The 25,660-nt window shown below is 68.7% G+C and carries 24 protein-coding genes; 2 read left to right on the top strand and 22 right to left on the bottom strand.

The genetic code is table 11. The annotated features are described in order from the left end of the window. Window positions 1–221: 221 nt before the first annotated feature. The 20 genes from ABZ789_RS02070 to ABZ789_RS01975 form a co-directional block, all read right to left on the bottom strand. Window positions 222–1,151 carry a 1-phosphofructokinase family hexose kinase gene (locus ABZ789_RS02070; protein WP_358418163.1) on the bottom strand — a complete coding sequence of 310 codons (930 nt, stop codon included), beginning with the start codon at window positions 1,149–1,151 and terminating at the stop codon, window positions 222–224. A gap of 87 nt (window positions 1,152–1,238) precedes the next feature. Then, entirely contained in the window at window positions 1,239–2,720 is a 1,482-nt protein-coding gene (locus tag ABZ789_RS02065; protein WP_358418160.1) for a transcription antitermination factor NusB, read from the bottom strand. After that, window positions 2,717–3,640, bottom strand: coding sequence for a methionyl-tRNA formyltransferase (gene fmt, locus ABZ789_RS02060; protein WP_358418158.1), 924 nt, complete (start codon window positions 3,638–3,640; stop codon window positions 2,717–2,719). Before fmt ends, ABZ789_RS02065 begins: the two co-directional genes overlap by 4 nt. A 159-nt stretch (window positions 3,641–3,799) precedes the next feature. Continuing rightward, complete coding sequence (locus tag ABZ789_RS02055) at window positions 3,800–4,807, bottom strand: alpha/beta fold hydrolase (RefSeq protein WP_358418155.1); 1,008 nt, start codon at window positions 4,805–4,807, stop codon at window positions 3,800–3,802. Window positions 4,808–4,911: 104 nt separating this feature from the next. Beyond that, window positions 4,912–6,930, bottom strand: a complete 2,019-nt coding sequence (locus tag ABZ789_RS02050) for a primosomal protein N' (RefSeq protein WP_358418152.1) — start codon at window positions 6,928–6,930, stop codon at window positions 4,912–4,914. Window positions 6,931–6,947: 17 nt separating this feature from the next. Further along, on the bottom strand, window positions 6,948–8,162 hold the full coding sequence (gene metK / locus ABZ789_RS02045; protein ID WP_358418149.1) for a methionine adenosyltransferase: 1,215 nt from the start codon (window positions 8,160–8,162) through the stop codon (window positions 6,948–6,950). A gap of 132 nt (window positions 8,163–8,294) precedes the next feature. Beyond that, on the bottom strand, window positions 8,295–9,578 hold the full coding sequence (gene coaBC / locus ABZ789_RS02040) for a bifunctional phosphopantothenoylcysteine decarboxylase/phosphopantothenate--cysteine ligase CoaBC (RefSeq protein ID WP_358418147.1): 1,284 nt from the start codon (window positions 9,576–9,578) through the stop codon (window positions 8,295–8,297). Further along, window positions 9,575–9,877: a DNA-directed RNA polymerase subunit omega gene (gene rpoZ, locus ABZ789_RS02035; protein ID WP_358418144.1), complete on the bottom strand. Its 303-nt coding sequence runs from the start codon at window positions 9,875–9,877 to the stop codon at window positions 9,575–9,577. Before rpoZ ends, coaBC begins: the two co-directional genes overlap by 4 nt. A gap of 76 nt (window positions 9,878–9,953) precedes the next feature. Beyond that, window positions 9,954–10,505: a guanylate kinase gene (gmk, locus tag ABZ789_RS02030; protein ID WP_358418224.1), complete on the bottom strand. Its 552-nt coding sequence runs from the start codon at window positions 10,503–10,505 to the stop codon at window positions 9,954–9,956. 65 nt (window positions 10,506–10,570) lie between these two features. Then, entirely contained in the window at window positions 10,571–10,891 is a 321-nt protein-coding gene (mihF, locus tag ABZ789_RS02025; protein ID WP_006551450.1) for an integration host factor, actinobacterial type, read from the bottom strand. Window positions 10,892–11,318: 427 nt separating this feature from the next. Next, entirely contained in the window at window positions 11,319–12,146 is an 828-nt protein-coding gene (pyrF, locus tag ABZ789_RS02020) for an orotidine-5'-phosphate decarboxylase (protein WP_358418141.1), read from the bottom strand. Further along, a complete protein-coding gene (carB, locus tag ABZ789_RS02015; protein WP_358418139.1) occupies window positions 12,143–15,487 on the bottom strand; it encodes a carbamoyl-phosphate synthase large subunit in 3,345 nt (1,114 codons plus the stop codon). Before carB ends, pyrF begins: the two co-directional genes overlap by 4 nt. Beyond that, complete coding sequence (carA, locus tag ABZ789_RS02010; protein ID WP_358418136.1) at window positions 15,487–16,671, bottom strand: glutamine-hydrolyzing carbamoyl-phosphate synthase small subunit; 1,185 nt, start codon at window positions 16,669–16,671, stop codon at window positions 15,487–15,489. The genes carB and carA overlap by 1 nt, the downstream gene beginning before the upstream one ends. Window positions 16,672–16,785: 114 nt before the next feature. After that, window positions 16,786–17,277, bottom strand: coding sequence for a transporter (locus ABZ789_RS02005; RefSeq protein WP_358418133.1), 492 nt, complete (start codon window positions 17,275–17,277; stop codon window positions 16,786–16,788). Between the two features lie 8 nt (window positions 17,278–17,285). Beyond that, the gene (locus ABZ789_RS02000) at window positions 17,286–18,599 is read right to left on the bottom strand and encodes a dihydroorotase (protein WP_358418130.1); all 1,314 of its coding nucleotides are present in this window, start codon (window positions 18,597–18,599) and stop codon (window positions 17,286–17,288) included. Between the two features lie 44 nt (window positions 18,600–18,643). Further along, window positions 18,644–19,585 (bottom strand): aspartate carbamoyltransferase catalytic subunit, encoded by a 942-nt coding sequence (locus ABZ789_RS01995; RefSeq protein ID WP_358418127.1) that lies wholly within the window; start codon window positions 19,583–19,585, stop codon window positions 18,644–18,646. After that, window positions 19,582–20,199 (bottom strand): bifunctional pyr operon transcriptional regulator/uracil phosphoribosyltransferase PyrR, encoded by a 618-nt coding sequence (gene pyrR / locus ABZ789_RS01990; protein WP_358418124.1) that lies wholly within the window; start codon window positions 20,197–20,199, stop codon window positions 19,582–19,584. The genes ABZ789_RS01995 and pyrR overlap by 4 nt, the downstream gene beginning before the upstream one ends. Window positions 20,200–20,407: 208 nt before the next feature. After that, a complete protein-coding gene (gene nusB / locus ABZ789_RS01985; protein WP_358418121.1) occupies window positions 20,408–20,917 on the bottom strand; it encodes a transcription antitermination factor NusB in 510 nt (169 codons plus the stop codon). Then, on the bottom strand, window positions 20,918–21,481 hold the full coding sequence (gene efp / locus ABZ789_RS01980) for an elongation factor P (protein WP_358418118.1): 564 nt from the start codon (window positions 21,479–21,481) through the stop codon (window positions 20,918–20,920). A 34-nt stretch (window positions 21,482–21,515) separates the two neighbouring features. Next, window positions 21,516–22,613: an aminopeptidase P family protein gene (locus ABZ789_RS01975; protein WP_358418115.1), complete on the bottom strand. Its 1,098-nt coding sequence runs from the start codon at window positions 22,611–22,613 to the stop codon at window positions 21,516–21,518. A gap of 75 nt (window positions 22,614–22,688) precedes the next feature. On the opposite strand from ABZ789_RS01975, the gene ABZ789_RS01970 reads away from it, so the two are divergent. Further along, window positions 22,689–23,279, top strand: a complete 591-nt coding sequence (locus ABZ789_RS01970; RefSeq protein WP_358418113.1) for a B-4DMT family transporter — start codon at window positions 22,689–22,691, stop codon at window positions 23,277–23,279. A gap of 90 nt (window positions 23,280–23,369) precedes the next feature. Continuing rightward, a complete protein-coding gene (locus tag ABZ789_RS01965) occupies window positions 23,370–23,981 on the top strand; it encodes a TIGR03086 family metal-binding protein (protein ID WP_358418111.1) in 612 nt (203 codons plus the stop codon). A gap of 3 nt (window positions 23,982–23,984) precedes the next feature. Here the strand turns inward: ABZ789_RS01965 and aroB are convergent, their stop codons facing one another. Both aroB and ABZ789_RS01955 read right to left on the bottom strand, forming a co-directional pair. Further along, window positions 23,985–25,094, bottom strand: coding sequence for a 3-dehydroquinate synthase (aroB, locus tag ABZ789_RS01960; RefSeq protein WP_358418108.1), 1,110 nt, complete (start codon window positions 25,092–25,094; stop codon window positions 23,985–23,987). Next, window positions 25,091–25,657, bottom strand: coding sequence for a shikimate kinase (locus tag ABZ789_RS01955; RefSeq protein WP_358418105.1), 567 nt, complete (start codon window positions 25,655–25,657; stop codon window positions 25,091–25,093). Before ABZ789_RS01955 ends, aroB begins: the two co-directional genes overlap by 4 nt. Between the last annotated feature and the right edge of the window lie 3 nt (window positions 25,658–25,660).

The raw sequence follows: 25,660 nt of genomic DNA, 5'->3' as shown, positions 1-25,660 counted from the left end.
GAGAACACCCAGCTCACAAGGGCGCGGGCCCTTTTTCAATCACCGACACGGCAACGGGGTCGGTCGACACCTGCCCCTACCAACTGCGAAGAGCCAGCGAAGACCTTCGAGGCTGCCTCGGAGAATAATCGGATCCGTTCGGAAACGTTCCGGTCTGTTCGATTCCCCGTTCTGTTCGATTCCGCAGTGCCGCCAGGGCAGAGTCGGCGACCCGGCCGCGCTCACACTCCCCGGGCGAGCGCGTCGAACCGGTCGATGTCCTCGCGTCGGCAGACACGACTTCCGGGGGTGAGCAAGGCCGCCGTACCACACGCGATCCCGAGGGCGAGTGCGTCCCGCAGGGAACGGTTCTGCAAGAGCCCGACGACGAGTCCGGCGACCATGCTGTCGCCCGCTCCGACCGCGCTGCGCACCTTCGCCGCGAGCGCCGGTACCCGGACCGCCTCGTCAGCGGTCACCATGATCGCTCCGTCGGCCCCGAGCGAGACCACGACGACCTCCGAGACACCGGAGGTGACCAGCTCTCTCGCGGCCGCGATCTGTTCGTCGATCGTGTCCGGTTCGCGTCCGATCCACTCGCACAGTTCGTCGAGGCTGGGTTTGACGAGGAACACCCCCGAGTCGATGCCGGTAAGCGCATCCCCCGAGGAATCGAGCACGAATCGGGCGCCCGCCTGCTGGGCCGCTGCGGCGATACGGCGCACGAAGACACCGGGCACACCGGGCGGGAAGCTGCCGCTGGCCACCACGTACTTCGCGCCTTCCGCGGCTTTTTCGAGCGTTGCCAGGCAGCGTTCCTGTTCCTCGGCGGTCAGTTCGGGGCCGGGTGTGACGAAGCGGTACTCCTGGCCACTTCTGCGGTCGATGGCGGTGAAGCACTCGCGGGTGGACCCGGCGATCGGAACGATGTGCGCCTCGACGTCGTCGTCGTCGAGCAGACCGTTCATCTGCTCGCCCAACGCGCCACCGGCCGGATAGACGGCCGCGGCCGAGGCGCCGAGCACACGCGCGACCTTCGCGACGTTGACCCCGCCCCCGCCGGCGTCGTAGAACGGCTCGTCGCAGCGCAGTTTGCGGGTGGGCACCACCGCGTCGGTGAAGGTCGTGACATCGAGCGCGGGGTTCATGGTCAAGGTGACGATCTCGGGCATGACCGAAACCCTATTCGGAGCGGTCGCCCGGTGCCGAGATCACGACCTGCGCTGCGCGCGTCGTCCACGGCGGTCGCCGTCCGTCCATCAGTGCTCGGGCTTGCGCAAGGCCGCCATGAACATGGCGTCGGTGCCGTGCCGGTGCGGCCACAACTGAACCCCCGGTCCCTCACCCACCTGCGGCACACCGGGGACGAGCTCGCGCGTGTCGAGTTGCTCGACACCGTGGCGACGCACCGCATCGGACACGACCGCCACGGTCTCCGAGACATGCGGCGAGCACGTCGAGTAGAGCACCACGCCGCCGGGGCGCAACAGTGCGATCGCCGAGGCCAGCAGTTCCTTCTGCAGCCGGACCAGATCGGCGACGTCGCCGGGTTGACGCCGCCACCGCGCCTCCGGACGTCGCCGCAGCGCACCGAGCCCGGTGCACGGCGCGTCGACGAGTATCCGGTCGTAGCCCGGCTCGAGGCCGGGCTCGCGCCCGTCGGCGACGTGCACGGTCACCGGGAGGTCGCGTGCGGTCTTGCGGACCAGTTCAGCGCGGTGTTCGACCGGTTCGACGGCGTCGACGGCGAACCCGTCGATCGCTGCGATGGCACCGAGCAGAGCCGCCTTTCCACCCGGGCCCGCACACAGGTCGAGCCAACGGCCCCGGTCCTCGCCGCGCAGGGGTGCCAGGGTGAGGGCACGAGCGACGAGCTGGCTGCCCTCGTCCTGAACCGCGGCCATCCCTTCACGGACGGGTTCGAGACGGCCCGGATCCCCATGTTCGAGATGTACGGCGTAGGGCGACCACGGTCCGATCTCGCCGCCGGTGACCAGCGCCAGTTCTTCCGCAGTGATCACTCCCGGCCGGGCGACGAGATGCACGATCGGACGCGCGTCGTCGGCGGCGAGAACATCGGCGAGTTCGGATGCATCCGCTCCGAGAGCATGGGCGAACGCCTGCGCGATCCACAGCGGATGGGCGTACCGGAACGCCAGATGGCCGACGGGATCACGCTCCGGGTCGGGGGCGAGTAGTTCGATCCATTCCTGCTCCGTACGCTCCCCCACCCGGCGCAACACCGCGTTGACGAATCCTGCCCGGCCGGAACCGAATTCCGACCGAACCAGGTCGACACTCGTGGCCACCGCTGCGTGCGGGGCGACACGCGTGCGCAACAACTGGTAAGCACCCAGACGTAGGACGTCCAGCAGTGCTCCGTCGATCTCCTCGACGGTACGGTTGGCGGCCTCCGCGATCACGGCGTCGAGGAGCCCCTGCGCGCGGGCAGCGCCGTAGGTGAGTTCGGTGGCCAGAGCGGAGTCACGCGCGTCGAGTTTCCGCTCCCGAAGCAGAGCCGGGAGAACGAGATTCGCGTAGGCGTCACGTTCGCGCACCGCACGCAGCACATCCCGGGCAGCGACGCGGGCGGGGTCGACGGTCGGCTGGGACGATCGGCGCGCCGGCTTCGAGGACCGATCGCGTCCGGTCGCCTGTCCGCTGTTACGGCTGTTGCGCCCCGCGGGATTTCGTCCTCCGGACTTGCGTCCGCCTCGGTCGGGTCTGCCGGAATCGGTCATCGTGCACGCACCTTCGGGTCGAGCCGGGCGCCACGCGCCCAGTCCGTGGCTGCCATTGCTTTCTTTCCGGGTGGTTGAACGGTCCCGAGCCGCACTGCGGTGGTGCCGGTGCCGACGAGCACACCGTCCTTGCGGATGTCGAGTTCGCCTGCCTCGAGAGCCTCGTCGGTCACCGTCACCGGACCGACCTTCACCCGCAGGTCGCCGATCATCGTCCACGCGCCCGGAGCCGGAGTGACCGCTCGGATCCTCCGGTCGACGACGTGCGCGGGAAGAGTCCACTGCACCTGGGCCGCCTCGACGGTGACCTTGGGCGCGTGCGAGATGCCCTCGGCGGGCTGCGGCGCCGGGGTGAGGATGCCGTCCTCGAGTCCGTCCAGGGTCGATTCGAGCAGGTTCGCACCGGTTTCGGCGAGACGGCCGAGCAGGTCGCCCGCGGTGTCGGTGGGACGGATCGTCTCGGTGACGACGCCGTAGATCGGCCCGGTGTCGAGTCCGGCTTCGAGCCGGAAAGTGCTCGCACCGGTGATCTCGTCACCCGCGGCGATCGCCGCCTGCACCGGCGCGGCACCCCGCCAGGCGGGCAACAGCGAAAAGTGCAGGTTCACCCATCCGTGGGTGGGGATGTCGAGAACCGGCTGCGGAATCAGCGCACCGTAGGCAACCACGGGGCAGCAGTCCGGCGCGAGTTCGGTCAGGCGTGCGATGAAGTCGGGGTCCCGTGGCGACCGGGGCGTGAGCACCTCGATACCGTGCTCGTCGGCGACCTTCCCCACGGCCGATCGCACCACCTTGCGGCCACGGCCGGCGGTCGTGTCGGGTCGAGTGACGACCGCAACCACCTGGTGGCGCGGCGACTCGACGAGACGGAGCAGCGACGGGACGGCGGGCTCGGGTGTGCCCGCGAAGACCACGCGCATGTCAGCGCACCGCCGATGCACGAAGGTAGGGCGCGGCGCGGTGGGTCTGCGGGGATGTCACGTATGTTGCTCCAGTTCTCGGCGGCGTCGACCTCCCACAGTCTAGGGAGTCGGTGCCGTGCGACCTGCATCACCGCGCCGGAGGCTCTGCCCGGGACATCAGGTGTTGGACTGGAGGATCAGTTCGGGGATTCCGGTGCCGAGCGCAACCGGGTTGCAGTCGCCGGGTGCGTAACGCTCGGGATCGAGTGTGTGCCGGGCCAGTTGCAGCACGAACGGATCGTAGACCATGTTGAAGTGCCCGGTCAGGTTCTGGGGGCACAGTTCCTGGATGACGTGGTTGCCGGCGCCTTCTCCGCGAAGTGCCACGTTGCCGGCGGGCTGGATGACTTCGTCGACGTTCGTTCCGATCGTCGTGTAGCGCACGCCGGGGACGGTGTCGGTGGGTGTGTTGACCTCGGTGAGGACGTCCGATCCCTCGACTTGCTGCACGAGCGCCACGGAGAATTCTCCCTCGACGAGGTCGATCGCCCCGGGGAGGGCGGCGAGGGCCGCTCCGAGGCCGTAGAAGGTGCCGCCGTAACTCGGTGATGCGAGCCCGACCCAGCGGTCGACGACGTCGGCACCGCCGAGTTCGTTGATGAAATATCTGGCGACCGTGGCGCCCTGTGAGTAGCCGACCACGTCCACTTTCTCTGCGCCGGTGGCCTCGAGCACCTCGGTGACGAATGCTCCGAACTGGCCTGCTGAGACCCGGATGTCGCCGGTGCCGTAGTCCTCGGCGCCGTCGGCGAACCCGTAGTTCAGCGCGAAGACACACCACCCGGATGCGGCGAGCAGGGGCGAGAGAGCTGCGAAATCGGAGTAGGCGTTGGAGTCGGTGCCGTGGGCGAGGACCACGGGCCGAGGGTGCTCCGCCGACGGCGTGCACGAGAAGTCGTTGCTGCCGGCCGGCGCGATACCGGGATTGTTCTCGGCATACTCCGCTGCGTCGGCATGTCCTGTGGCCACCGGCCCCTCAGGCGCGGGCACGCTGCTCACGGAACCCTCCCCCAGACCGATGATCGGTGAATCACCGGACGAAAGGGGCTGTGCGCCGGCCACGCCCGCCGTCAACAGTGCGACGACGCACGCACCGACGCCGCTCCAACTCCGACCGACGCCCATTCGCCTGTCCTCCCGTTTCCGTGTGTGCCTCCCCAGACACTCACGAGAATGATCGGCGACGACCGTAATTTCGTTACTGTGGCAAACAGTATTCGCACATCGGATCAGCCGACGCGCGGAGGATCGACCTGCACCCGGAGCGGCCCGTCGGCGCGACGCGCCGTGCGGGTGGCCTGCGCATCGCGCAGTGCCCGGCCGAGCGCGCGGCCCCGATCGCGCGCGACCCGGACGATCATCCGGTGCACATCCTCGGGTTCGGGCCCCTCGGAGCCGAACGGCAGTCGCTGCCCCGGCGGCAGGGGCACGGGTCCGAGCACTTCGGCGCCCTCCGGCAGTTGCGTCGCGTCGAGCAGCTCGGCGACGGCCGCCGACGCCCCGTCGATCGCAGCCATGTGGACGGCGGGCGGAAATCCGACCTCGGTCCTTTCAGAGACCTCGGATCTCGCATGGCCGACCGGATCCCATCGCACGAGTGCCTGCACGGTGGGGATGCCGGAATCGGCGACGACCACGACCTGCCCACCGTCGGCGAACGACCGCACGAGCGCCGAGGCGGTGAGCCAGCGCCGCATCGTCTCCTCGGTCGCACGCAGGTCGGCGCGGCCGAGCAGTGCCCATCCGTCGAGAAGCAGCGCAGCGCCGTAACCACCCTCTGCGACCGGTTCGGCACCCACGGTGGAGACCACGAGCGCAGCCGCAGCGGGCGCGGTGTGTTTGACGTCGTTTCCGCCCGATGTCACGACAGGCACCCCGGGGAAGGCGCGTCCCAGTTCCTCGGCGGTCCGCGCCGCCCCGACGACGACGGCCCGTAGCGAGCGTGCACCGCAGGCGTGGCATCGGTGCCGCGCGTCGGCGACGCCGCACCACCGGCAGGCCGGGATCGCGGCTCCGTCGGGGCCTGCGGCGGTGGGCAGGGCGAGCGGCCCGTTGCAGTGCCGGCACCGTGCGGGGGCGCGGCACTTGCCGCACGCCAGTGCAGGAACATAACCGCGCCGCGGTACCTGTACAAGGACCGGACGATCCGCCGCAAGCGCGGATCGGGCGGCGGCGAACGCGATCGCGGGCAGGCGCGCGGCACGTGCGGCAGGATCCCGCGCGAGCGCATGGTCGCTGTCGGCGAGCGCTGTGACCTTGGGGGCGCACTCCCGCACGACCTCCCGGGGAGCGACGAGGTCGTGCGCCCAGCCCGCGTCGACGAGGGCCTGGGTCTCCGCGGTGCGGGCGTGGCCGGCGATCACGACCGCGGCGCCGACCGCGTGCGCCCGCAGTGCGGCGACCTCCCGGGCGTGCGGATACGGCGATCGCGGTTCGCAGTGCAGATCGTCGCCGTCGTCCCACACCACGAGCAGCCCGAGATCAGGGGTCGGCGCGAAGACGGCGGCACGGGTGCCGACGACGATGCGCGTGGATCCTCGTAGCGCCGCGAGCCAGCGTCGGTAGCGCTCCGCCGGTCCGAGGCCTGCGGCGAGGCCGACGACGTGATCGGCGCCGGCGACATCCACGCAGACCGACATCAGTCGATCGAGATCGCGCTGGTCGGGGACGACGAGCACGGCGGCCCGTCCCGAGGCGAGGGTCAGTGCAGCGAGTTCGGCGAGTCGGCGCGGCCAGTCCTCGCCGGGCAGCGCCTGCCAGGCCGCCCGCGGTGCGCGGCCCCCTTCGAGCGCTTCCAGGAAGTTCTCCCCGTGGCGGTATCGGCTCCACGCGGCGCGGTCGATCTCCGGCACCGGTGCGGGCTCGGGCGTCCGGGGCGTCTCGGCTTCGACGCGCGCGTGGCGCGGAGGCACCGCAAGACGGAGTACATCCGCCCGGGTTCCCGCATAACGGGTCGCGACTTCCTCGGCGAGGGCCGCGATCTCGGGCGTGAGCACCGGTTCGGGCGAGACCACCCGGTCGAGTCGGCCGAGCTTACCGGTGTGATCGCTCGACGCCGCACGCGCGAGGAGGAAGCCGTCGACGAGACGTCCGGCGAAGCGCACACGGACGCGGACACCCGGGCGGGCGTCCGCGTCCAGTTCGCGAGGGATCAGGTAGTCGAACTCCCGGTCGAGGTGCGGAACCGGCAGCAGCGGAAGAACCCGTGCGACCGGATCGACCTCGGCGGCGTCGAAATCAGCAACCACCCGGGCCCGATCGGTGTCTACAGTCCTGCGGCCGCACGCAGCTTCTCGGCGCGGTCGGTGTTCTCCCACGGCAGTTCGACGTCGGTACGTCCGAAGTGGCCGTATGCCGCGGTCTGCGCGTAGATCGGACGCAGCAGGTCGAGGTCGCGGATGATGGCACCCGGACGCAGGTCGAAGACCTCACCGATGGCCTGCTGGATGCGGGCGGGGTCGGTCTTCTCCGTGCCGAAGGTCTCGACGAAGAGCCCGACCGGGGCGGCCTTGCCGATTGCGTACGCGACCTGCACCTCGATGCGGTCGGCGAGACCTGCGGCGACTGCGGTCTTGGCGACCCAGCGCATGGCGTATGCGGCCGAACGGTCGACCTTCGACGGATCCTTACCCGAGAAGGCGCCGCCACCGTGTCGCGCCATCCCGCCGTAGGTGTCGACGATGATCTTGCGTCCGGTCAGGCCGGCATCTCCCATGGGTCCGCCCAGCACGAAGGAACCCGACGGATTCACCAGCAGCCGGACGTCGTCGGTGGCCAGGCCGCCGAGGTTCGGATCGGCGAGCACCGCATCGACGACGTGCGTACTCAGATCCGGCGTCAGCAGATTGTTCAGGTCGATGTCGGCGGCGTGCTGGGTGGAGATGACGATCGTGTCGAGACGGACGGGCTTGTCGCCGTCGTACTCGATGGTGACCTGGGTCTTGCCGTCGGGACGCAGGTACGGCAGGACGCCGGACTTGCGGACTTCGGTGAGACGACGGGACAGGCGGTGGGCGAGAGAGATCGGCAGCGGCATGAGTTCGGGGGTGTCCGAGCACGCGTATCCGAACATCAGTCCCTGGTCGCCTGCGCCCTGCAACGCCACCTCGTCGTCGGTGAGCACACCGCTGCGGGCCTCGAGGGCCACGTCGACACCACCGGCGATCTCCGGGGACTGGGCGCCGATCGCGATGTTCACGCCGCAGGAGTTGCCGTCGAATCCCTTCGACGACGAGTCGTAGCCGATTTCGAGCACGCGATCGCGCACGATCTTCGGGATGTCCGCGTACGCGGACGTGGTGACCTCACCCACGACATGCACCTGGCCCGTGGTCACGAGGGTCTCCACGGCTACCCTGGCGCGGGGATCCTCGGCGAGGAGCGCGTCGAGAACCGAGTCGCTGATCGCGTCACAGATCTTGTCCGGATGCCCCTCCGTCACGGACTCACTGGTGAAAAGCCGACCGCCGGTCTTGCTCACGAAACTCCCTCTCGACTGATGCGCCAGGCGCTGTACGGACAACCGTGTGGAGCATGCGCTCCCCGAACGGGCCGAAAACCCGATCGCAGTGCCGACGCTACTGTTCCACAGGCGTCGGCGCGAGTATTGAAATCACCCGATTCTTCCGCGTTCCGCGAGCAGCGGTCCCAGTGCATCGAGCACGCGGCTGGCCATGAGCGCCTTCGATCCGTGCGCGAGGGCAGTTTCCGAGCCGTCCGCGGACAGCAACCAGCCGTTGTTGTCGTCGACCTCGAAGGCCTTGCCGTCGCCGACGGCGTTGACGACGAGCAGATCGCAGCCCTTACGTGCGAGCTTCTCCCGGGCGTAGGTGAGCACGTCGCCGTGCTCGTCCCCGGTCTCCGCCGCGAAGCCTACGATCACGGTCTCGGCAGAGAGCGAACCCTCCGCGCGTGCACGAACGAGACCCGCAAGGATGTCGTCGTTCTTGGTCAGCGCGATGGAGTCGGGTTCCCCCTCCCCCTTCTTGATCTTGCTGTTCGCGAAGGTGGTGGGCCGGAAATCGGCGACGGCCGCCGACATGATGACCGCGTCCGCACCGGAGGCGTGCTTGGTGACCGCATCCCGCATCTGCGCTGCGGTCTGGACCCGAACGACGTCGACTGCTGCCGGGTCGTCGAGGCCGGCAACGCTACCGGCGACGAGGGTCACGTCGGCCCCCCGCTGCGCCGCAAGACGCGCGAGCGCATAGCCCTGCTTGCCGGACGACCGGTTCCCGAGGAAGCGCACCGGATCGAGCGGTTCGCGGGTTCCGCCGGCGGAGACGACGATGCGGCGCCCGGCCAGATCGCGGGGCAGGGCATCGGCTCGTTCGAGCAGAAGCGAGGCCAGATGGAATATCTCGTCCGGCTCGGGCATCCGCCCGGCGCCGGTGTCCTTGCCCGTGAGCCGTCCCGACGCGGGTTCGACCACCACGACACCGCGGCGACGCAGGGTCGCGACGTTGTCGACGGTGGCGGCGTGTTCCCACATCTCGGTGTGCATGGCGGGCACGAACATGACGGGACATCGCGCGGTGAGCAGAGTCGCGGTGAGCAGATCGTCGGCGCGGCCCGCCACCGCCCTCGCCATGAGGTCGGCGGTGGCCGGTGCTACCACGACGAGGTCTGCTTCCTGCCCCAGACGCACGTGTGGCACCTGCGGCACATCGGCGAAGACCCCGGTCTGCACCGGGTTGCCGGACAGCGCCTCGAAGGTGGCACGCCCCACGAATTCGAGGGCGGACTCGGTGGGGACGACCCGCACGTGGTGTCCGCTCTCCGTGAAGGCACGGATCAGCGCGCAGGACTTGTAAGCGGCGATGCCGCCGGCGACACCGACGACGATGCGGCGGCGCTGCACGGATCCGGCCTCGCCGCTCGAAGCGGGGTTGTTCACTCGCCTTCGGTGTGCTCGAGCAGATCCGAGTGGATCTCGCGAAGGGCGATCGACAGCGGCTTCTCCTGCAGACCCGGCTCGACGAGGGGACCCACATACTCAAGGATGCCGTCGCCGAGCTGGTTGTAGTAGTCGTTGATCTGGCGGGCACGCTTGGCGGCGTAGATCACCAGTGCGTACTTCGAGGAGGCGCGCTCGAGCAGCTCGTCGATAGGCGGGTTGGTGATACCCGAGGGGGTGTCGTAGACCGGAAGGACATTGCCCTCGAGGTCGGTCGCGGCTGCCTGGATGCTGCTCACTCGGTGTTCTCCTGAGATGTCGCGGGATGGGAGGGCGCCGGAACCGGTCGCCGGACGCACACGAGGTGCGGACGGGTCAGTCGGTTCCGGGTCCAACCAACAAGGATACCAATTCATCGCAGGCCCGGTCGACATCGTCGTTGACGATCACGACATCGAACTCGTCCTGCGCGGCCAGTTCGCTGCGCGCGGTGTCCAGCCGGCGGGCGACGACCTCTTCGGATTCGGTACCGCGGCCGGTGAGGCGCTCGACGAGCACCTCCCAACTCGGCGGCGCGAGAAAGGCCAGTACTGCGTCCTCCATCGCTGCCCGTACGGCGCGAGCCCCCGCGAGGTCGACCTCCACCAGGACCGGCCGGCCCTCGTCGAGCGCCTGGCGCACCGGCTGCGCGGGCGTACCCGAACGCTGCAGTCCACCGTGGATATCGGCCCATTCGAGCAGATCTCCGGCGTCGATCATCCGGTCGAACTCGGCGCGGCTGACGAAGTGGTAATCCACTCCGTCCACCTCGCCCGGTCGCGGGTCGCGCGTGGTCGCCGAGACGCTGAAGTGCAGGTCCGGGATACGGCTCCGTAACAGGCGGACAACAGTCGACTTCCCGACCGCGGAGGGGCCGGCCAGTACCACCAGCCGGCCCCTCCGCGTTGCGGGTGCGCTGTCCGTCACGGTTCGTGCGTCAGCTACCACGGTGCTCAGGCGTCGAAATCGAACCTGGCGAGCAGGGCCTTGCGCTGACGGTCGCCGAGGCCGCGCAGACGGCGGGTCGGAGCGATCTCCAGCTCGGTCATGATTTCCTGCGCCTTGACCTTGCCGACCTTCGGCAGGGCCTCGAGCAGAGCCGACACCTTCATCTTGCCGAGGATCTCGTCGTTCTCGGCATCCTTGAGCACCTGCTTGAGGTCGGTGCCGCCGCGCTTGAGGCGCTCCTTGAGCTCAGCCCGGGCACGACGGGCAGCAGCCGCCTTCTCCAGAGCAGCGGCGCGCTGCTCATCGGTCAGCTGGGGAAGGGCCACGGTTCCTCCGTCTCATCGTTGGCTTTCGAGTCTTCACCGCTGCAACCAGCGGCGATAGCGACCGTACTCACGACTACCGACGAATGCGAACCCACCCCCCGGCGTTCCGCTCGAAAATCCGTGCGGTAGTGCACGCCGATTCCGCTGCGGATTCCGCGGTCGTGAGCGCCCGAACGGCCATCGACGCGACCTGCCGAAACGGAGTAAACCTGCAGGTCACAGGCCCTCCGCAGCGGAAAAGAGATCCCGTGTCACCCGCGCGGTCGCACGGGCCGGGAATCCGCTCTTGCGCCGTTTCGGCAGGGCCGGAAAATTTTCTTGATTCTCCGCGTGTCGCACCGGTCCGAGCGCAGGTCAGAGCGCATACCCGCGTATGTACGCCTCGTGCCCGGACCACACGTAGCGGTCCGGGCACGAGGGAAAGAACCTACTTCGTCAGGAAGGCGAATCCGTCGAGTGTGCGCGCGACGGCCGCCCGCAGATCGGCGACGGAGGGTCCGGCGCGCAGCACGTCCCGCGAGACGTTCGGCACGACCGCCCCGAGACGGTCGCCCACGAGCCGGCGCACGTCGTCGGCCGTGCCGCCCTGAGCACCCACTCCGGGCATCAGGACGGGCCCGTGGAGGGCGGACAGGTCGGGAGCCTCGGTGAGGGTCGCACCGACCACCACACCCACCGATCCGAGCTCGTCTGCCCCCTCGTTGCAGGCCGCGCACTCGTCCACCACCACCTGCGCGACACTGCGACCGTCCGCGACCCGGGCTTGCTGAACCTGAGCACCTTCCGGATTGGAGGTGGCCGCGAGCACGAACACCCCACGGCCGGTCCGGGCCGCCGATTCCAGCGCCGGGGCGAGGGAACCGAACCCCAGATACGGTGAGACGGTCACTGCGTCGGAACACAAGGGGGAATCCTCCGACAGCCACGTCCGTGCGTAGGCGTCCATCGTGGACCCGATGTCGCCGCGTTTGGCGTCGGACAGCACGAGTGTGCCGGCCTCCCCCAGCTCCGCGATGGTGCGTTCGAGCACGGCGATACCGGCCGAGCCGTAGGACTCGAAGAATGCGACTTGGGGTTTCACCACCGCGACCGTGTCACCGAACGCGTCGACGCACAGTTCGCTGAACCTGGCGAGGCCGTCCACATCCACTCCGAGACCCCACGCGGACAGCAGATCGGGGTGCGGATCGATGCCCACGCACAGCGGCCCACGGCGCCCGAGGGCGTCCGCGAGCCGCTGCCCGAAGGGCCTCACGACTGCCCGGCGGTTACGCCACGCATTCGCGCGTGCAGCCGCTGGATCGAGCTGACTCCGATCTCGCCGCGCAACGCCGCCTCGATGCCCTGCACCGCTGCGGAGGCACCCTGCACCGTGGTGATGCAGGGAATGTTCGCCGCGACCGCCGCACTTCGGATCTCGTAGCCGTCCACACGCGGACCGGCGTTGCCCCAGGGGGTGTTGATGACCATGTCCACGTCGCCGGCGCGGATCCGGTCGACGATGTCGAGCGCTCCCTCGGGCTTGTCCTCACCCGAGACCTTGAAGACCTGCTCGCACGGAACACCGTTGCGGCGCAGCACTTCTGCGGTTCCGGCGGTCGCCATGACATGGAAACCGAGGTCGGCGAGGTGCTTGACCGGGAAGATCATCGACCGCTTGTCCTTGTTCGCGAGCGAGACGAACACGGTGCCCGATGTGGGCAGCGAGCCGTAGGCGGCCGTCTGGCTCTTCGCGAACGCCGTGCCGAAGTCGTCGTCGATGCCCATGACCTCACCGGTGGACTTCATCTCCGGGCTGAGCAGGGTGTCGATGCCCGTGCCGTCGGCACGCCGGAACCGGTTGAACGGCAGCACCGCTTCCTTCACCGCGACGGGTGCGTCGAGCGGGATATGGCTGCCGTCGCAGTCCGCCGGGAGGATACCGGCAGCGCGCAGGTCGGCGATGGACTCGCCGAGCATCACGCGGGCGCACGCCTTGGCGAGTTGCACCGCCGTGGCCTTCGACACGAACGGCACCGTACGGGAGGCGCGGGGGTTCGCCTCGAGGACGTACAGGATGTCGTCCTTGAGCGCGTACTGGACGTTGAGCAGGCCCTTGACACCGATGCCCTTGGCGAGCGCTGCGGTCGAGCGGCGCACGTTCTCGATATCGGCGCGACCGAGGGTGATCGGCGGCAGCGCGCACGCGGAGTCACCGGAGTGGATACCGGCCTCCTCGATGTGCTCCATGATCCCGCCGATGTACACATCGGTGCCGTCGCACAGGGCGTCGACGTCGATCTCGACCGCGTCGTCGAGGAAACGGTCGACGAGCACCGGGCGGTCGTCGGAGATCTCGGTCGCGTTGGAGATGTACGTCTCAAGGGCCTTCTCGTCGTACACGATCTCCATGCCACGGCCACCGAGGACGTAGGACGGCCGCACCAGCACCGGGTATCCGATCCCGGCGGCGATCTCGCGCGCACCTTCGAAGGTGGTAGCGGTGCCGTACTTCGCGGCGGGCAGACCGGCCTCGTCGAGCACGCGGCCGAACTCCCCGCGATCCTCCGCGAGGTCGATCGCCTCGGGCGAGGTACCCACGATCGGCACCCCGGCGGCCTTCAGGCGGCGCGCCAGACCGAGGGGGGTCTGACCGCCGAGTTGGACGATGACACCGGCGACGGTGCCGGACTCGCATTCGGCCCGGTACACCTCGAGCACGTCCTCGAAGGTCAGCGGCTCGAAGTACAGGCGATCGGCGGTGTCGTAGTCCGTCGAGACGGTTTCCGGATTGCAGTTGACCATCACCGTCTCGTAGCCGGCCTCGGACAGCGTCAGCGCGGCGTGCACACAGGAGTAGTCGAACTCGATGCCCTGACCGATGCGGTTCGGACCGGAGCCGAGGATCAGCACCTTCGGCTTCTCGCGCTGCTCGGCGACCTCCGTCTCGGCCGCGGGATCGAGCTCGTAGGTCGAGTAGTGGTACGGCGTCTTCGCCTCGAACTCGGCCGCGCAGGTGTCCACGGTCTTGTAGACCGGGTGGATGCCCAGCTCGTAACGCAGAGCGCGCACGTCGTCCTCGGACGCGAACTGTGCGGGGCGCAGCGCCGCGATCTGCCGGTCGGAGAAACCGTGGTGCTTCGCGTACCGCAGCTCGGTGGCACCGAAATCCTCGGCGGCACGCACGTGCTCACCGAGTTCGACGATGAACGCGAACTGCTCGAGGAACCACGGGTCGATCTTGGTGGCATCGAACAGCTGCTCGACGGTCGCGCCGAGTTCGAGCGCCCGTGCGATCTGGTAGAACCGGCCGTCGGTCGGCGTGCGGATCGCCTCGAGGAGCTCCTCGAGGCTGCCCTCCACCTCAGGACCGGTCCAGAATCCGGCGGACTTGGTCTCGAGCGAGCGCAGTACCTTGCCGAAGGCCTCGGTGAAGTTGCGGCCGATCGACATCGCCTCGCCGACCGACTTCATCGTGGTGGTGAGGGTGCCGTCGGCACCGGGGAACTTCTCGAAGGCGAACCGCGGGGCCTTGACCACGACGTAGTCGAGGCTCGGCTCGAAGCAGGCCGGGGTCTCCTTGGTGATGTCGTTGACGATCTCGTCGAGCGTGTACCCGATGGCCAGCTTGGCGGCCATCTTCGCGATCGGGTAGCCGGTGGCCTTCGACGCGAGCGCCGACGACCGCGACACGCGCGGGTTCATCTCGATGACGACGAGCCGCCCGTCGCGCGGATCCATCGCGAACTGGATGTTGCATCCGCCGGTATCGACGCCGACTTCGCGGAGGATGGCGATCGAGAGGTCGCGCATCTTCTGGTATTCGCGGTCCGTGAGGGTCATCGCCGGGGCGACGGTCACCGAGTCGCCGGTGTGCACACCGACCGGGTCGACGTTCTCGATCGAGCAGACGATGACGACGTTGTCGGCGCCGTCGCGCATCAGCTCGAGCTCGTACTCCTTCCAGCCGAGGATCGACTCCTCGATGAGCACGTTCGCGGTGGGCGAGGCGGCGAGGCCACCACCGGCGATGCGCTCGAGATCGGCCTCGTCGTAGGCCATGCCGGAGCCGAGACCGCCCATCGTGAAGGAGGGGCGCACAACCACGGGGAAGCCGAGCTCGGCGACGGTCTCACGGACCTCGTCCATCGTGTAGCACACGCGGGAGCGAGCCGACTCGCCTCCGCACTTGGCGACGATGTCCTTGAACTTCTGCCGGTCCTCACCGCGCTGGATCGCGTCGAAGTCGGCGCCGATGAGTTCGACGTCGTACTTGTCGAGGATGCCGCGCTCGGACAGCGCGACGGCGGTGTTGAGGGCGGTCTGGCCGCCGAGGGTCGCAAGCACCGCGTCGATCGGGGTGCCGTTGGCCTGCTCGGTCGCGATGACCTTCTCGACGTACTCGGCCGTGATCGGCTCGATGTAGGTCGAGTCGGCGAACTCGGGGTCGGTCATGATCGTGGCCGGATTCGAGTTGACCAGGGAGACCCGCAGGCCTTCCTCGCGGAGCACCCGGCACGCCTGAGTGCCCGAGTAGTCGAACTCGCAGGCCTGTCCGATGACGATCGGACCGGACCCGATGACCAGGACATGGGAGAGGTCGGTACGGCGTGGCATCAGTTCTTCTCTCCCTCGAGCATGCGGGTGAAACGATCGAACAGGTAGGCGGCGTCATGGGGTCCGGCCGCCGCTTCCGGGTGGTACTGCACGGAGAAGGCGGAGCCGTCCGCGAGCTTGACGCCCTCGACGGCACCGTCGTTGGCGCAGGTGTGGCTGACGACCGCGCGGCCGAACGGAGTGTCGAACTCCTGGCCCGCCTCACCTTCGAGCGCGAAGCCGTGGTTCTGGGCGGTGATGGCGATCCGGCCGGTCTCGTGGTCGACGACCGGGATGTTGATGCCGCGGTGGCCGAACTTCATCTTGTAGGTGTTCAGGCCGAGCGCGCGACCGAGGATCTGATTGCCGAAGCAGATACCGAACAGGGGCAGGCCCTGGCCGAGCACTTCCTTGGTCAGGTGCACTGCACCGTCGGCGGTCGCCGGGTCGCCCGGGCCGTTGGACAGGAACACTCCGTCGGCCTTCAGGTCGAGGATGTCGTGGAGCGTCGCGGTGGACGGGAGCACGTGCACGCGGATACCCCGTTGGGCGAACATGCGCGGGGTGTTGGTCTTGATGCCGAGGTCGATGGCCGCGACGGTGAAGCGCGCCTCGCCGCCGGTCGGTTCGACGACGTAACCGGAGGTGGTGCTCACCTCACCGGCCAGGTCGGCGCCGAGCATCGACGGCTGGCTCTTCACGCGATCGAGCAGGACGTCGATGTCGAGGTCGTCGCCCTTCCAGGCGAGGGCGTCGCCCGAGAAGATGCCGGCGCGCATCGAGCCGCGGGTGCGCAGATGCCGCACGAGGGCGCGGGTGTCGATGCCGGCGAGGCCGACGACGTTCTGCCGCTCGAGTTCGTCCTGCAACGACCCGGTCGCGCGCCAGCTCGACACGCGACGCGAGGGGTCGCGCACGATGAAACCGGCCACCCAGATCTTCGACTCGGCGGTCTCGCCGGTGGGGCCGACGGACTCGTTGTCCTCGTGGTTCCAGCCGGTGTTGCCGATCTGCGGTGCCGTGGCCACCACGATCTGCCGGTGGTAGCTGGGGTCGGTGAGCGTCTCCTGGTAACCGGTCATGCCCGTGCTGAACACGGCCTCACCGAGGGTCTGGCCGACCGCACCGAAAGGGATGCCGCGGAAGACTCGTCCGTCCTCGAGGACCAGCACAGCCGTACCGCCACCGAATGTTCTGCCGCTCATGCGTTGTCTCCGTTCTCTTCGACCGCACCAGAGCCGGCCGCACGGGCTGAGATCTCGCGTGTCGTGATCGTCGTAATGTTCGTGATCGTCATCGTCGTTGTGATCGTCACCGTCTCAAGAATTTTCGTCGGCCTCGCTCGTCCAGAGCGGGTAGATCGACTTGTCGTCACCGCGGAAACCCGTGTCGATCTCCGCACCCGAAGGAGCCTGCCAGCGGATGACCAGCACCCCGTCCTTGGACATGACCTTGCCCGCCAGACCGCGCTCGGTGCGGATCGCACGGATCGAGTCCTGCGGGATCCAGATCGGGGAGGCGCCGTCGCGTTCGAGCAACGCACCGGTCCGGTAACGGCTGAGTTCCGCGTTCGCGCGGTAGCCGAGGTCCCCGACCGCGATGCGGTCCTGCCAGCTGGGCGCGAGTGTGCTGCCCACATACAGGCCCGTACTCGGTTCGACGAGCCGCTCCCCCAGCTCCGCCGGCACGGTCGGCAGTTCACCGACGACATCCTGCTGGCGTCGGGCGCGGCCCTTCCAGCCCTTCCACATCAGCAGAACGAGCACGATCCACAACGCGAGGAAGCCGACGGTGAGAACAAAGCGATCCATACCGGTTCCTAACTTTCGCTCGAGCGCGGGAACACCTCACCGTCGCGGGCGGTGATCCGCCCGCGCAGCACAGTGGTGGTGACCCGGCCCGGCAGGGTCATGTCTTCGTAGGGGGTGTTGTGGGAAATGCTCGCAAGCTCGGGGCCGCGCACCGTCCACTCGGCGTCCGGGTCGACGAGTACGAGGTTCGCCGGCTCGCCCACCTCGAGCGGGCGACCCTGGTCGTCGAGACCCACGATCTCGGCGGGACGCTCGCTCATGACCTTCGCGACTCCGCGCCAGTCCAGCAAACCCGGCCGGACCATCGTCTCGACCACGACGGACAACGCCGTTTCCAGTCCCAGCATCCCAGGGCGCGCCTGCGAGAACTCGCAGCACTTGTCCTGTTCGGCGTGCGGGGCGTGGTCGGTGGCCACGCAGTCGATGGTCCCGTCGGCCAGTCCGCGTCGCAACGCTTCGACGTCGGATTTCTCCCGCAGGGGCGGGTTGACCCGGTTGATGCCGTCGTACGTCTCGAGCCTCGAGTCGTCGAGGAGCAGGTGGTGGGGGGTGACCTCGGCGCTGATCGCAATCCCTTGCGAGCGCGCCCACCGCACGAGTTCGACCGTGCCGGCGGTCGAGGCGTGGCAGATGTGCACACGTGCTCCGGCGTCGCGGGCGAGCAGCGCATCGCGGGCCACGATGGATTCCTCGGCGGCACGTGGCCAGCCGGCCAGTCCGAGGCGCGCCGCCGTGGGGCCCTCGTGGGCCACAGCGCCGACGGTGAGACGGGGCTCTTCGGCGTGCTGGGCGATGAGCACACCGAGCGAAGCGGAGTACTCGAGCGCGCGACGCATCAGGAGCGGGTCGTAGACGCACTTGCCGTCGTCGGAGAACATCCTCACCCGGCCGACTCCCGCGGCCATCGTGCCCATCTCGGCGAGTTGCTCGCCGCCGAGACCCACGGTGACGGCGCCGACCGGATGCACGTCGACGAGTCCGACCTCACGGCCGCGGCGCCACACGTGGTCGGTGACCACCACCGAATCGGCGACAGGATCGGTATTGGCCATCGCGAAGACTGCGGTGTAACCGCCACGCGCAGCGGCGGCCGAACCCGAATCGACGGTCTCGGTGTCCTCGCGGCCGGGTTCGCGCAGGTGGGTGTGCAGGTCGACGAACCCCGGGAGCATGATCTGTCCCGCGCCGTCGACGATCTCCGCGTCGGCCTCGGTCGCGAGGTCGGTTCCGATCGCGAGGATCTGCTCGTCGCCGAGCAGCACGTCGACCGGATCGCCCTCGCCGTAGAGGCGGACGTTGCGGATGAGCACCTGCGGCGTCACCTGTGTCTCTCCTGTTTCTGTGTGTCGCGCATGGGAAGTGTGTGTCACGACAGGTTCCCTTCCGTGCCGACGAGCAGGCGGAAGAGCACTGCCATCCGCACGTGGACCCCGTTGCTCACCTGCTGCAGCACCGCGCTCTGCGGGGCGTCCGCGACCGGGAATCCGATCTCCATGCCCCGGAGCATCGGACCGGGATGCAGGATCACGGCGTGCTCCGGCAGCATGGCCGCGCGCTTGGCGTTGAGCCCGTAGCGGATCGAGTACTCACGGGCGGACGGGAAGAACCCACCGTTCATCCTCTCCGCCTGCACACGCAGCATCATCACCGCGTCGAGGGTGGGGAGTTCGGCATCGAGCGAATCGGCGACCGTCACGGGCCAGGTCTCGATACCCACCGGAAGCAGCGTGCGCGGAGCGACGAGGACGACCTCGGCGCCGAGCATGCTCAGGAGCAGAGCGTTCGACCGGGCCACCCGGCTGTGCAGTACGTCGCCGACGATGCCGATGCGTCGGCCTTCGATCGACCCGAGGCGCTGGCGCAGGGTGAGTGCGTCGAGCAGCGCCTGAGTGGGGTGTTCGTGAGTGCCGTCGCCGGCGTTGACGACGGCCGGGCCGGAGCCGGACTCGTTCGTCCACTGCGCGATCCGGTGGGCCGCACCGGAAGCGGAATGGCGGACCACGAGGGCATCCGCGCCTGCCGCGTGCAGGGTGAGAGCGGTATCGCGCAACGACTCGCCCTTCTTGACCGACGAACTCGACGCCGAGACGTTGATGACGTCCGCGCTCATCCACTTACCTGCGACTTCGAACGACACCCGGGTGCGAGTGGAGTTCTCGTAGAAGACGGTCATGATGGTGCGGCCGCGCAAGGTGGGCAGTTTGCGTACCTCACGTCCGAGCAGCGCCTGCTCGAACCGTTCGGCTTCGTCGAGAAGCTCCGTCGCGGTGTCCCTGGTCAGATCCGCGATGGTGAGCAGGTGTTTCACTGGGCTTTGCCTCCGGAGATCTCCACGGCGTCGCGCCCGTCGTGTTCGGTCAGCAGTACGCGGACGTCCTCGCTGCGCGCAGTCGGTACGTTCTTGCCGACATAATCGGCACGCAACGGAAGCTCGCGGTGGCCGCGGTCGACGAGAACGGCGAGCTGGACGGCTCGGGGGCGACCGAGATCGCGCAGCGCGTCGAGGGCAGCGCGGACGGAGCGCCCGGAGAACAGAACGTCGTCGACGAGGACGACGAGGGTGTTGTCCACCCCACCCTCGGGCACCGAGGTGCGCTCGAGGGGCCGGTGCGGCTTCGAACGGAGATCGTCGCGATACAGCGTGATGTCGAGCGACCCGACAGGTACACGAACGCCGGAGAATTCCTCGATGCGGTCGGCGAGACGCTGGGCGAGCGTGATCCCGCGGGTGGGAATACCCAGGAGCACGACACGCGGTGCGTCGTCGGGGGTGTCGAGCGCGGTCTTCTCGATGATCTGGTGCGCGATCCGGGCGATCGTCCGATGGACGTCGGCGGCGGAGAGCAGCTCGCGCGCCGGCACGCCGGTGCCGGAAGACGCGGTGGGGGTAGAAGCTGTGGACCCGTCCTCGGACACGGCCATGCAGCGACCTCCTTCTCCGCCTCACTGGACGGATCGTTAAAGGATGCCTGACGGATATCGAGCCTATCAGCGTCGAAGTCCGCCTCGGCACAGATGGTGGGTGAAGCGCAACACAGCGTCGGGGACCGAAGTGGGCCCGGCAGGAGCACTCCTGCCGGGCCCACTCACGGTGCCTACTGCGTCGATCGCTCCCGGCGGGAGCACACGCTCAGGACTCGTCCGGCTCCTGCGCCGGCGACTCCTGCGCCCGCCGGACGACGGTGGCGGCAGCGGCCGCACGCACCTGGTCGGCGACCGCGACGATCTGGCCCAGCACGCCGTTGACGAAGGCCGGCGAGTCGTCGGTGGACAGCTGCTTGGCAAGCTCGACCGCCTCGTCGACGGCCACCACGGGCGGCACGTCGGTCGCGTGGAAGAGCTCCCACACGGCGATGCGCAGGATTGCGCGGTCGACGGCGGGAAGCCGGTCGAGCGTCCATTCGTGCAGGTGATCGGCGATCACCCGGTCGGTCTCATCGAGATGTTCGGCGACGCCGCGGATGATCGTCTGCGTGTATGCAGGGACCGGAGCGATCTGATCGTCGGCGACCGCGAGTTCGACGCGGTCCGCGGCCAGGTCGACCGGATGCACGTCGCGGGCCTCTGCCTCGAAGAGCAGATCCACAGCGCGCTTGCGGGCCTTGTGGCGGGCCCCGAGCTTCTTCTGGTTACCGGACACTCAGGAATTCACTCGCCCGAGGTAGCTGCCGTCGCGGGAATCGACCTTGAGCTTGTCGCCCGTGTTGATGAACAGCGGGACCTGGATCTCGGCGCCGGTCTCGAGAGTCGCGGGCTTGGTGCCGCCGGTGGAGCGGTCGCCCTGCAGGCCGGGGTCGGTGTGCTGGACGAGCAGCTCGACCGTGACCGGGAGCTCTACGAACAGCGGGACGTCCTCGTGCGTCGCAACCTGGACGGGCATGTTCTCGAGGAGGAACTTCGCGCCGTCACCGAGCAACTCGGGCGAGATGGAGATCTGGTCGTAGGTCTCGCCGTCCATGAAGACGTAGTCGGTGCCGTCGTTGTAGAGGTAGGTCATGTCGCGGCGATCGACAGTGGCGGTTTCGACCTTGACACCGGCATTCCAGGTCTTGTCGACGGTCTTGCCCGACGTCACATTCTTGAGCTTCGTGCGCACGAAGGCAGGGCCCTTGCCCGGCTTGACGTGCTGGAACTCGATGATCTGCCAGAGCTGTCCGTCGATTTTCAGAACGAGGCCGTTCTTGAAGTCACTGGTATCAGCCACTTGGTTCGTGTCTCCTAGGGTCGAGGAACCGCCCTCAAACGACGGTCAATGTCTTGTCGGTGAGCGTGAGCAACTCCGGAGTATGCTCCCGCACCACGAGCGTGTCTTCGATCCGCACGCCTCCGCGCCCCGAGAAGTACACACCCGGCTCGACGGTCACCGCCGCACCGGCGACAAGTGTACCGGTCGCGGCCGCGCCGATTCCGGGCGCTTCATGGATCTCGAGCCCGACTCCGTGCCCGAGCCCGTGCAGGAACAGCTCGGCGTAGCCGGCCTCGGCGATCACGCTGCGGGCGGCGGCGTCCACCGCGGAGCACTCCACACCGGGTGCGAGCGCCTCGCGTCCGGCCTGCTGCGCCCGCAGAACCAGCTCGTACAGGTCGCGCTGCCAGTCCGCGGCCCGGCCCAGTACGTAGGTGCGCGTCATGTCGGAGTGGTAGCCCCCGATCTGGGCGCCGAAGTCGAGTTTGACGAAGTCGCCGTCCGCGAGGACCGCCGAGGTGGGCCGGTGGTGGGGCACGGCCGAATTCGCACCGGCAGCGACGATCGTCTCGAAGGAGATCCCGTCGGCGCCGTGACCGAACATCCGCCATTCGAGGTCCCGAGCGACCTCCTTCTCCGTACGTCCCGGGCGCAATCCGCCCGCCTCGATCAGATCCGCCAGGGCACGGTCGGCCGCGCCGCACGCCTCGCGCAACAGCCCGATTTCGTATTCGTCCTTGACGGCACGCAGTCGTTCGACCAGTCCGGGAGCGGGCACCAGGCGGACGGAGGCCTCGAGGCCGTCCCATCCTGTCCGCTGGTCGACCGTGACGACATCACTTTCGAATCCCCAACGGGCGGAAGAGTTTCCGAACTCGAGGAGGAGCTGGGCGGCCGATGAGCGAGCGATCACGGCCCGCAGGTCGGGCACCTGCTCCCCCACCTGTGTGACATAACGGCCGTCGGTGCAGATCACGGTGCGGGTCTCGTCCTCGCCGTCCGACGCGGACACGAGCAGAGCGGCGTTGGAACCCGTGAAACCGGTGAGATAGCGAATCGCGATCAGATCCGTCACCAGCAGCGCATCGAGTTCGCGTTCGGCGAGCAGCGCACGCAGCGCGCGGCGGCGGGAAGCGTGGTCGGCAGGCATGACGCTCAACCTACCGCGATCACGATTGTGGGACGGGACACACTGTCGACTTCACCACCCGTTACCCTGAGGTACATGAAACCCTGGTTGCTTCGCGGACTCGGGCTCGCCCTCGTCCACGTCGTCGTGCGCGTCCTGCTCGGTGCCGCTCTCATCCAGTGGCCGTTGCAGGGATCGGTACTGCGCTGGCTGGGCTTCGCCGTGGTGGTGATCGCAGCGTTCGTATGGGCCGGGCTCGACGGCATCCGCGACCACCGCGCACATCCTGATTCCGACGAGGGTGAGGACCTGACGATGCGCTGGCTCGCCGCCGGTGCGGTCACCGGGATCGTCGGTGGGGTTCTGACCTGGCTGGTGGACGCGGTCACCCCCGTTCCGGTCGGCGTCACGTCGCTGTTCTTCGAGGTGACCTCGGGCGCCGCCTTCACCGTGCTCCTGGTGTTCCTGCCCGCGATGGCCGCGGTGACGCTGGGCCGGTTCTTCGCGCGCCGGAACGAGCGCAAGGCCGCCCGTGACGACGACTGGTCGACTCCTCGTGAGGATCACGCGCCCGTGAGCGTCGGGGCGCATTCGACGGATTCGGCCGGCTCCCGGCAGACCGACCCCGCCTGGCGCAACGACGACTCCCCCACAGAAGTGTTCCCGCGGGTCGATCCGAAGCAGTGAGGCCGTCCCGGCCCCTCCGTGGCGGGTCGGGATGCTCACTTTTCTCGCTGGCGTCGGTCTGTACGGGTAGCCGACATCGAGGAGATTCCCATGACCGACGCACCCGGAATACTGGACCTGACGCCCGCCACCCGCCGCATGGAGCACATCCTCGCGGGAATCGACGACGCGCAGTTGTCGTCCCCGACCCCGTGCTCCGGGACCTCCGTGGGTGTGCTCGTCGACCACGTACTCGGATTGTCGCTCGCGTTCACGGCGGCGGCGCGCAAAGCATGGGGGCCGGAGACCGACTCCCCACCCGAACTCGCGGGCACGTTGGCGCCGGACTGGCGCCTGCTCATCCCGGGCTTGATGGCGGGCCTCGGCGAGGCCTGGAAGGATCCCGCTGCCTGGGCGGGAACGACCCGTGCGGGTGGACTCGACCTGCCGGCGCCTGTCGCCGGACTCGTCGCGCTCGACGAACTCGTCGTCCACGGCTGGGATCTCGCGCTCGCCACCGGGCAGGACTACGTCTGCGAGCCCTACGAGATCGCGGCGTGCACCGCTTTCGCAGAGAGCATCACCGACGAGGAACGCTCTCGCGAGGAGAACGGGTTGTTCGGTCCGGCGGTCCCGGTGGGCGACGACGGGTCACCGATGGACCGCTTGATCGGCCTCACCGGGCGCGACCCGTCGTGGACGCCACCTCCCCCACCGGGATGAGTGCTAGAGCAGCACGGTTCCCGCGTCGGCCTTGCCCTGGCGCGCCACTTCGGAGTAGGCGGCGGCGAGCAGAGTGGGATCGGGCCCCTCGAGCCTGCCCGGCTTGGCGAGCCCGTCGAGGACGACGAAACGCAGCATGCCGGCGCGGTTCTTCTTGTCGGTCTGCATCCCCTTGAGCAGATCGGCGAAGGCATCCGGGTCGTAGGTGGTGGGCAGCCCCACCGACTCGAGGATCGTGCGGTGCCGGTCGGCGGTCGCGTCGTCGAGGCGGCCGGCGAGCCGGCCCAGTTCGGCCGCGAACACCAGACCCACCGACACGGCGGCACCGTGCCGCCACCGGTACCGCTCGCGGCGCTCGATGGCATGCCCGAGGGTGTGCCCGTAGTTGAGAATCTCGCGCAGACTCGACTCCTTGAGGTCGGCTGCCACCACCTTGGCCTTGACCTCGATCGAACGCCGGATGAGCTCGGGCAGCACCGTTCCGGCGGGGTCGAGCGCAGCTTCGGGATTCTCCTCGATCAGATCCAGGATCACCGGGTCGGCGATGAAACCGGTCTTGATCACCTCGGCGAGCCCGGCCACGATCTCGTTGCGTGGCACCGTCTCGAGGGTGGCGAGGTCGACGAACACTGCGGACGGTTCGTGGAACGATCCGACAAGGTTCTTCCCGGCCTCGGTGTTGATGCCGGTCTTACCGCCCACGGCGGCGTCGACCATGGCCAGCAGCGTGGTGGGGATGTGATAGACGCGCACACCACGCATCCAGGTCGCGGCGACGAATCCGGCCAGGTCGGTGGCGGCACCGCCACCGAGGCTCACGACGGCGTCCGATCGGGTCAATCCGATTCGGCCGAGCACCTCCCAGCAGAAACCTGCGACGGCGAGTTCCTTGCCGTCCTCGGCATCCGGAATCTCGACACGATGTGCGTCGATTCCGGCCTCGGCGAGCGCTTCACGCACGGCTTCGGCCGTCGCGGTGAGCGTCGGCTGGTGGAAGATCGCGACGGTCCGTGTGCCGGACAGTGCTTCGACGACGTCGCCGAGCAGCCCCCGCCCGATGATCACCGGATAGGGCTGGGCGGTCTCGACATCGATACGTACCGGTTCGGTCACGGTGTGGGGCTCCGATCCTCGCTGATGGTCTGGCTGGTGGAGGCGTCCGCCGCCTCGAGTTTGGCAAGCACCTGCTGGACGACCCGCCCGGGGCTGCGGCCGTCGGTGCGTACCCGGATGGTCGCCGACTGCCGGTACAGGGGCCGGCGGCGGCGCATCAGGTCGCGGTATTTCCGAGCGGGGTCACCGCCGGCCAGTAGAGGCCGGGTACCGGCAGCTCCGACGGCCCCCGTGCGACGCAATCCCTCGGCGACGCTGATCTCGAGATAGACGACGGTGTGTCCGGCGAGTCGCGCACGGGTGCGCTCCGACAGGATCGCTCCGCCCCCCAGGGACACGACCCCCTCGTGGGTGTCGAGTGCCCGGGCGACCACCTCCTCCTCGATCTCCCGGAAGGCCGGTTCGCCGTCCTGGGAGAAGATCTCGGGGATGGTCCGGCCCGTGACACGTTCGATCTCGGCGTCGGTGTCGAGCAACGGAAGGTCGAGCGCATTCGCGACACGCCGGCCGATCGTCGACTTGCCCGCTCCCGGAGGGCCGATGAGTACTAGGCGGGGCGTCATGGG

The sequence above is a fragment of the Rhodococcus sp. NPDC047139 genome (assembly GCF_040643435.1).
GTDB lineage: Bacteria > Actinomycetota > Actinomycetes > Mycobacteriales > Mycobacteriaceae > Rhodococcus.
Note: the sequence above shows the minus strand (reverse complement) of the source record. Positions and strands in the feature narration are given on the sequence as shown.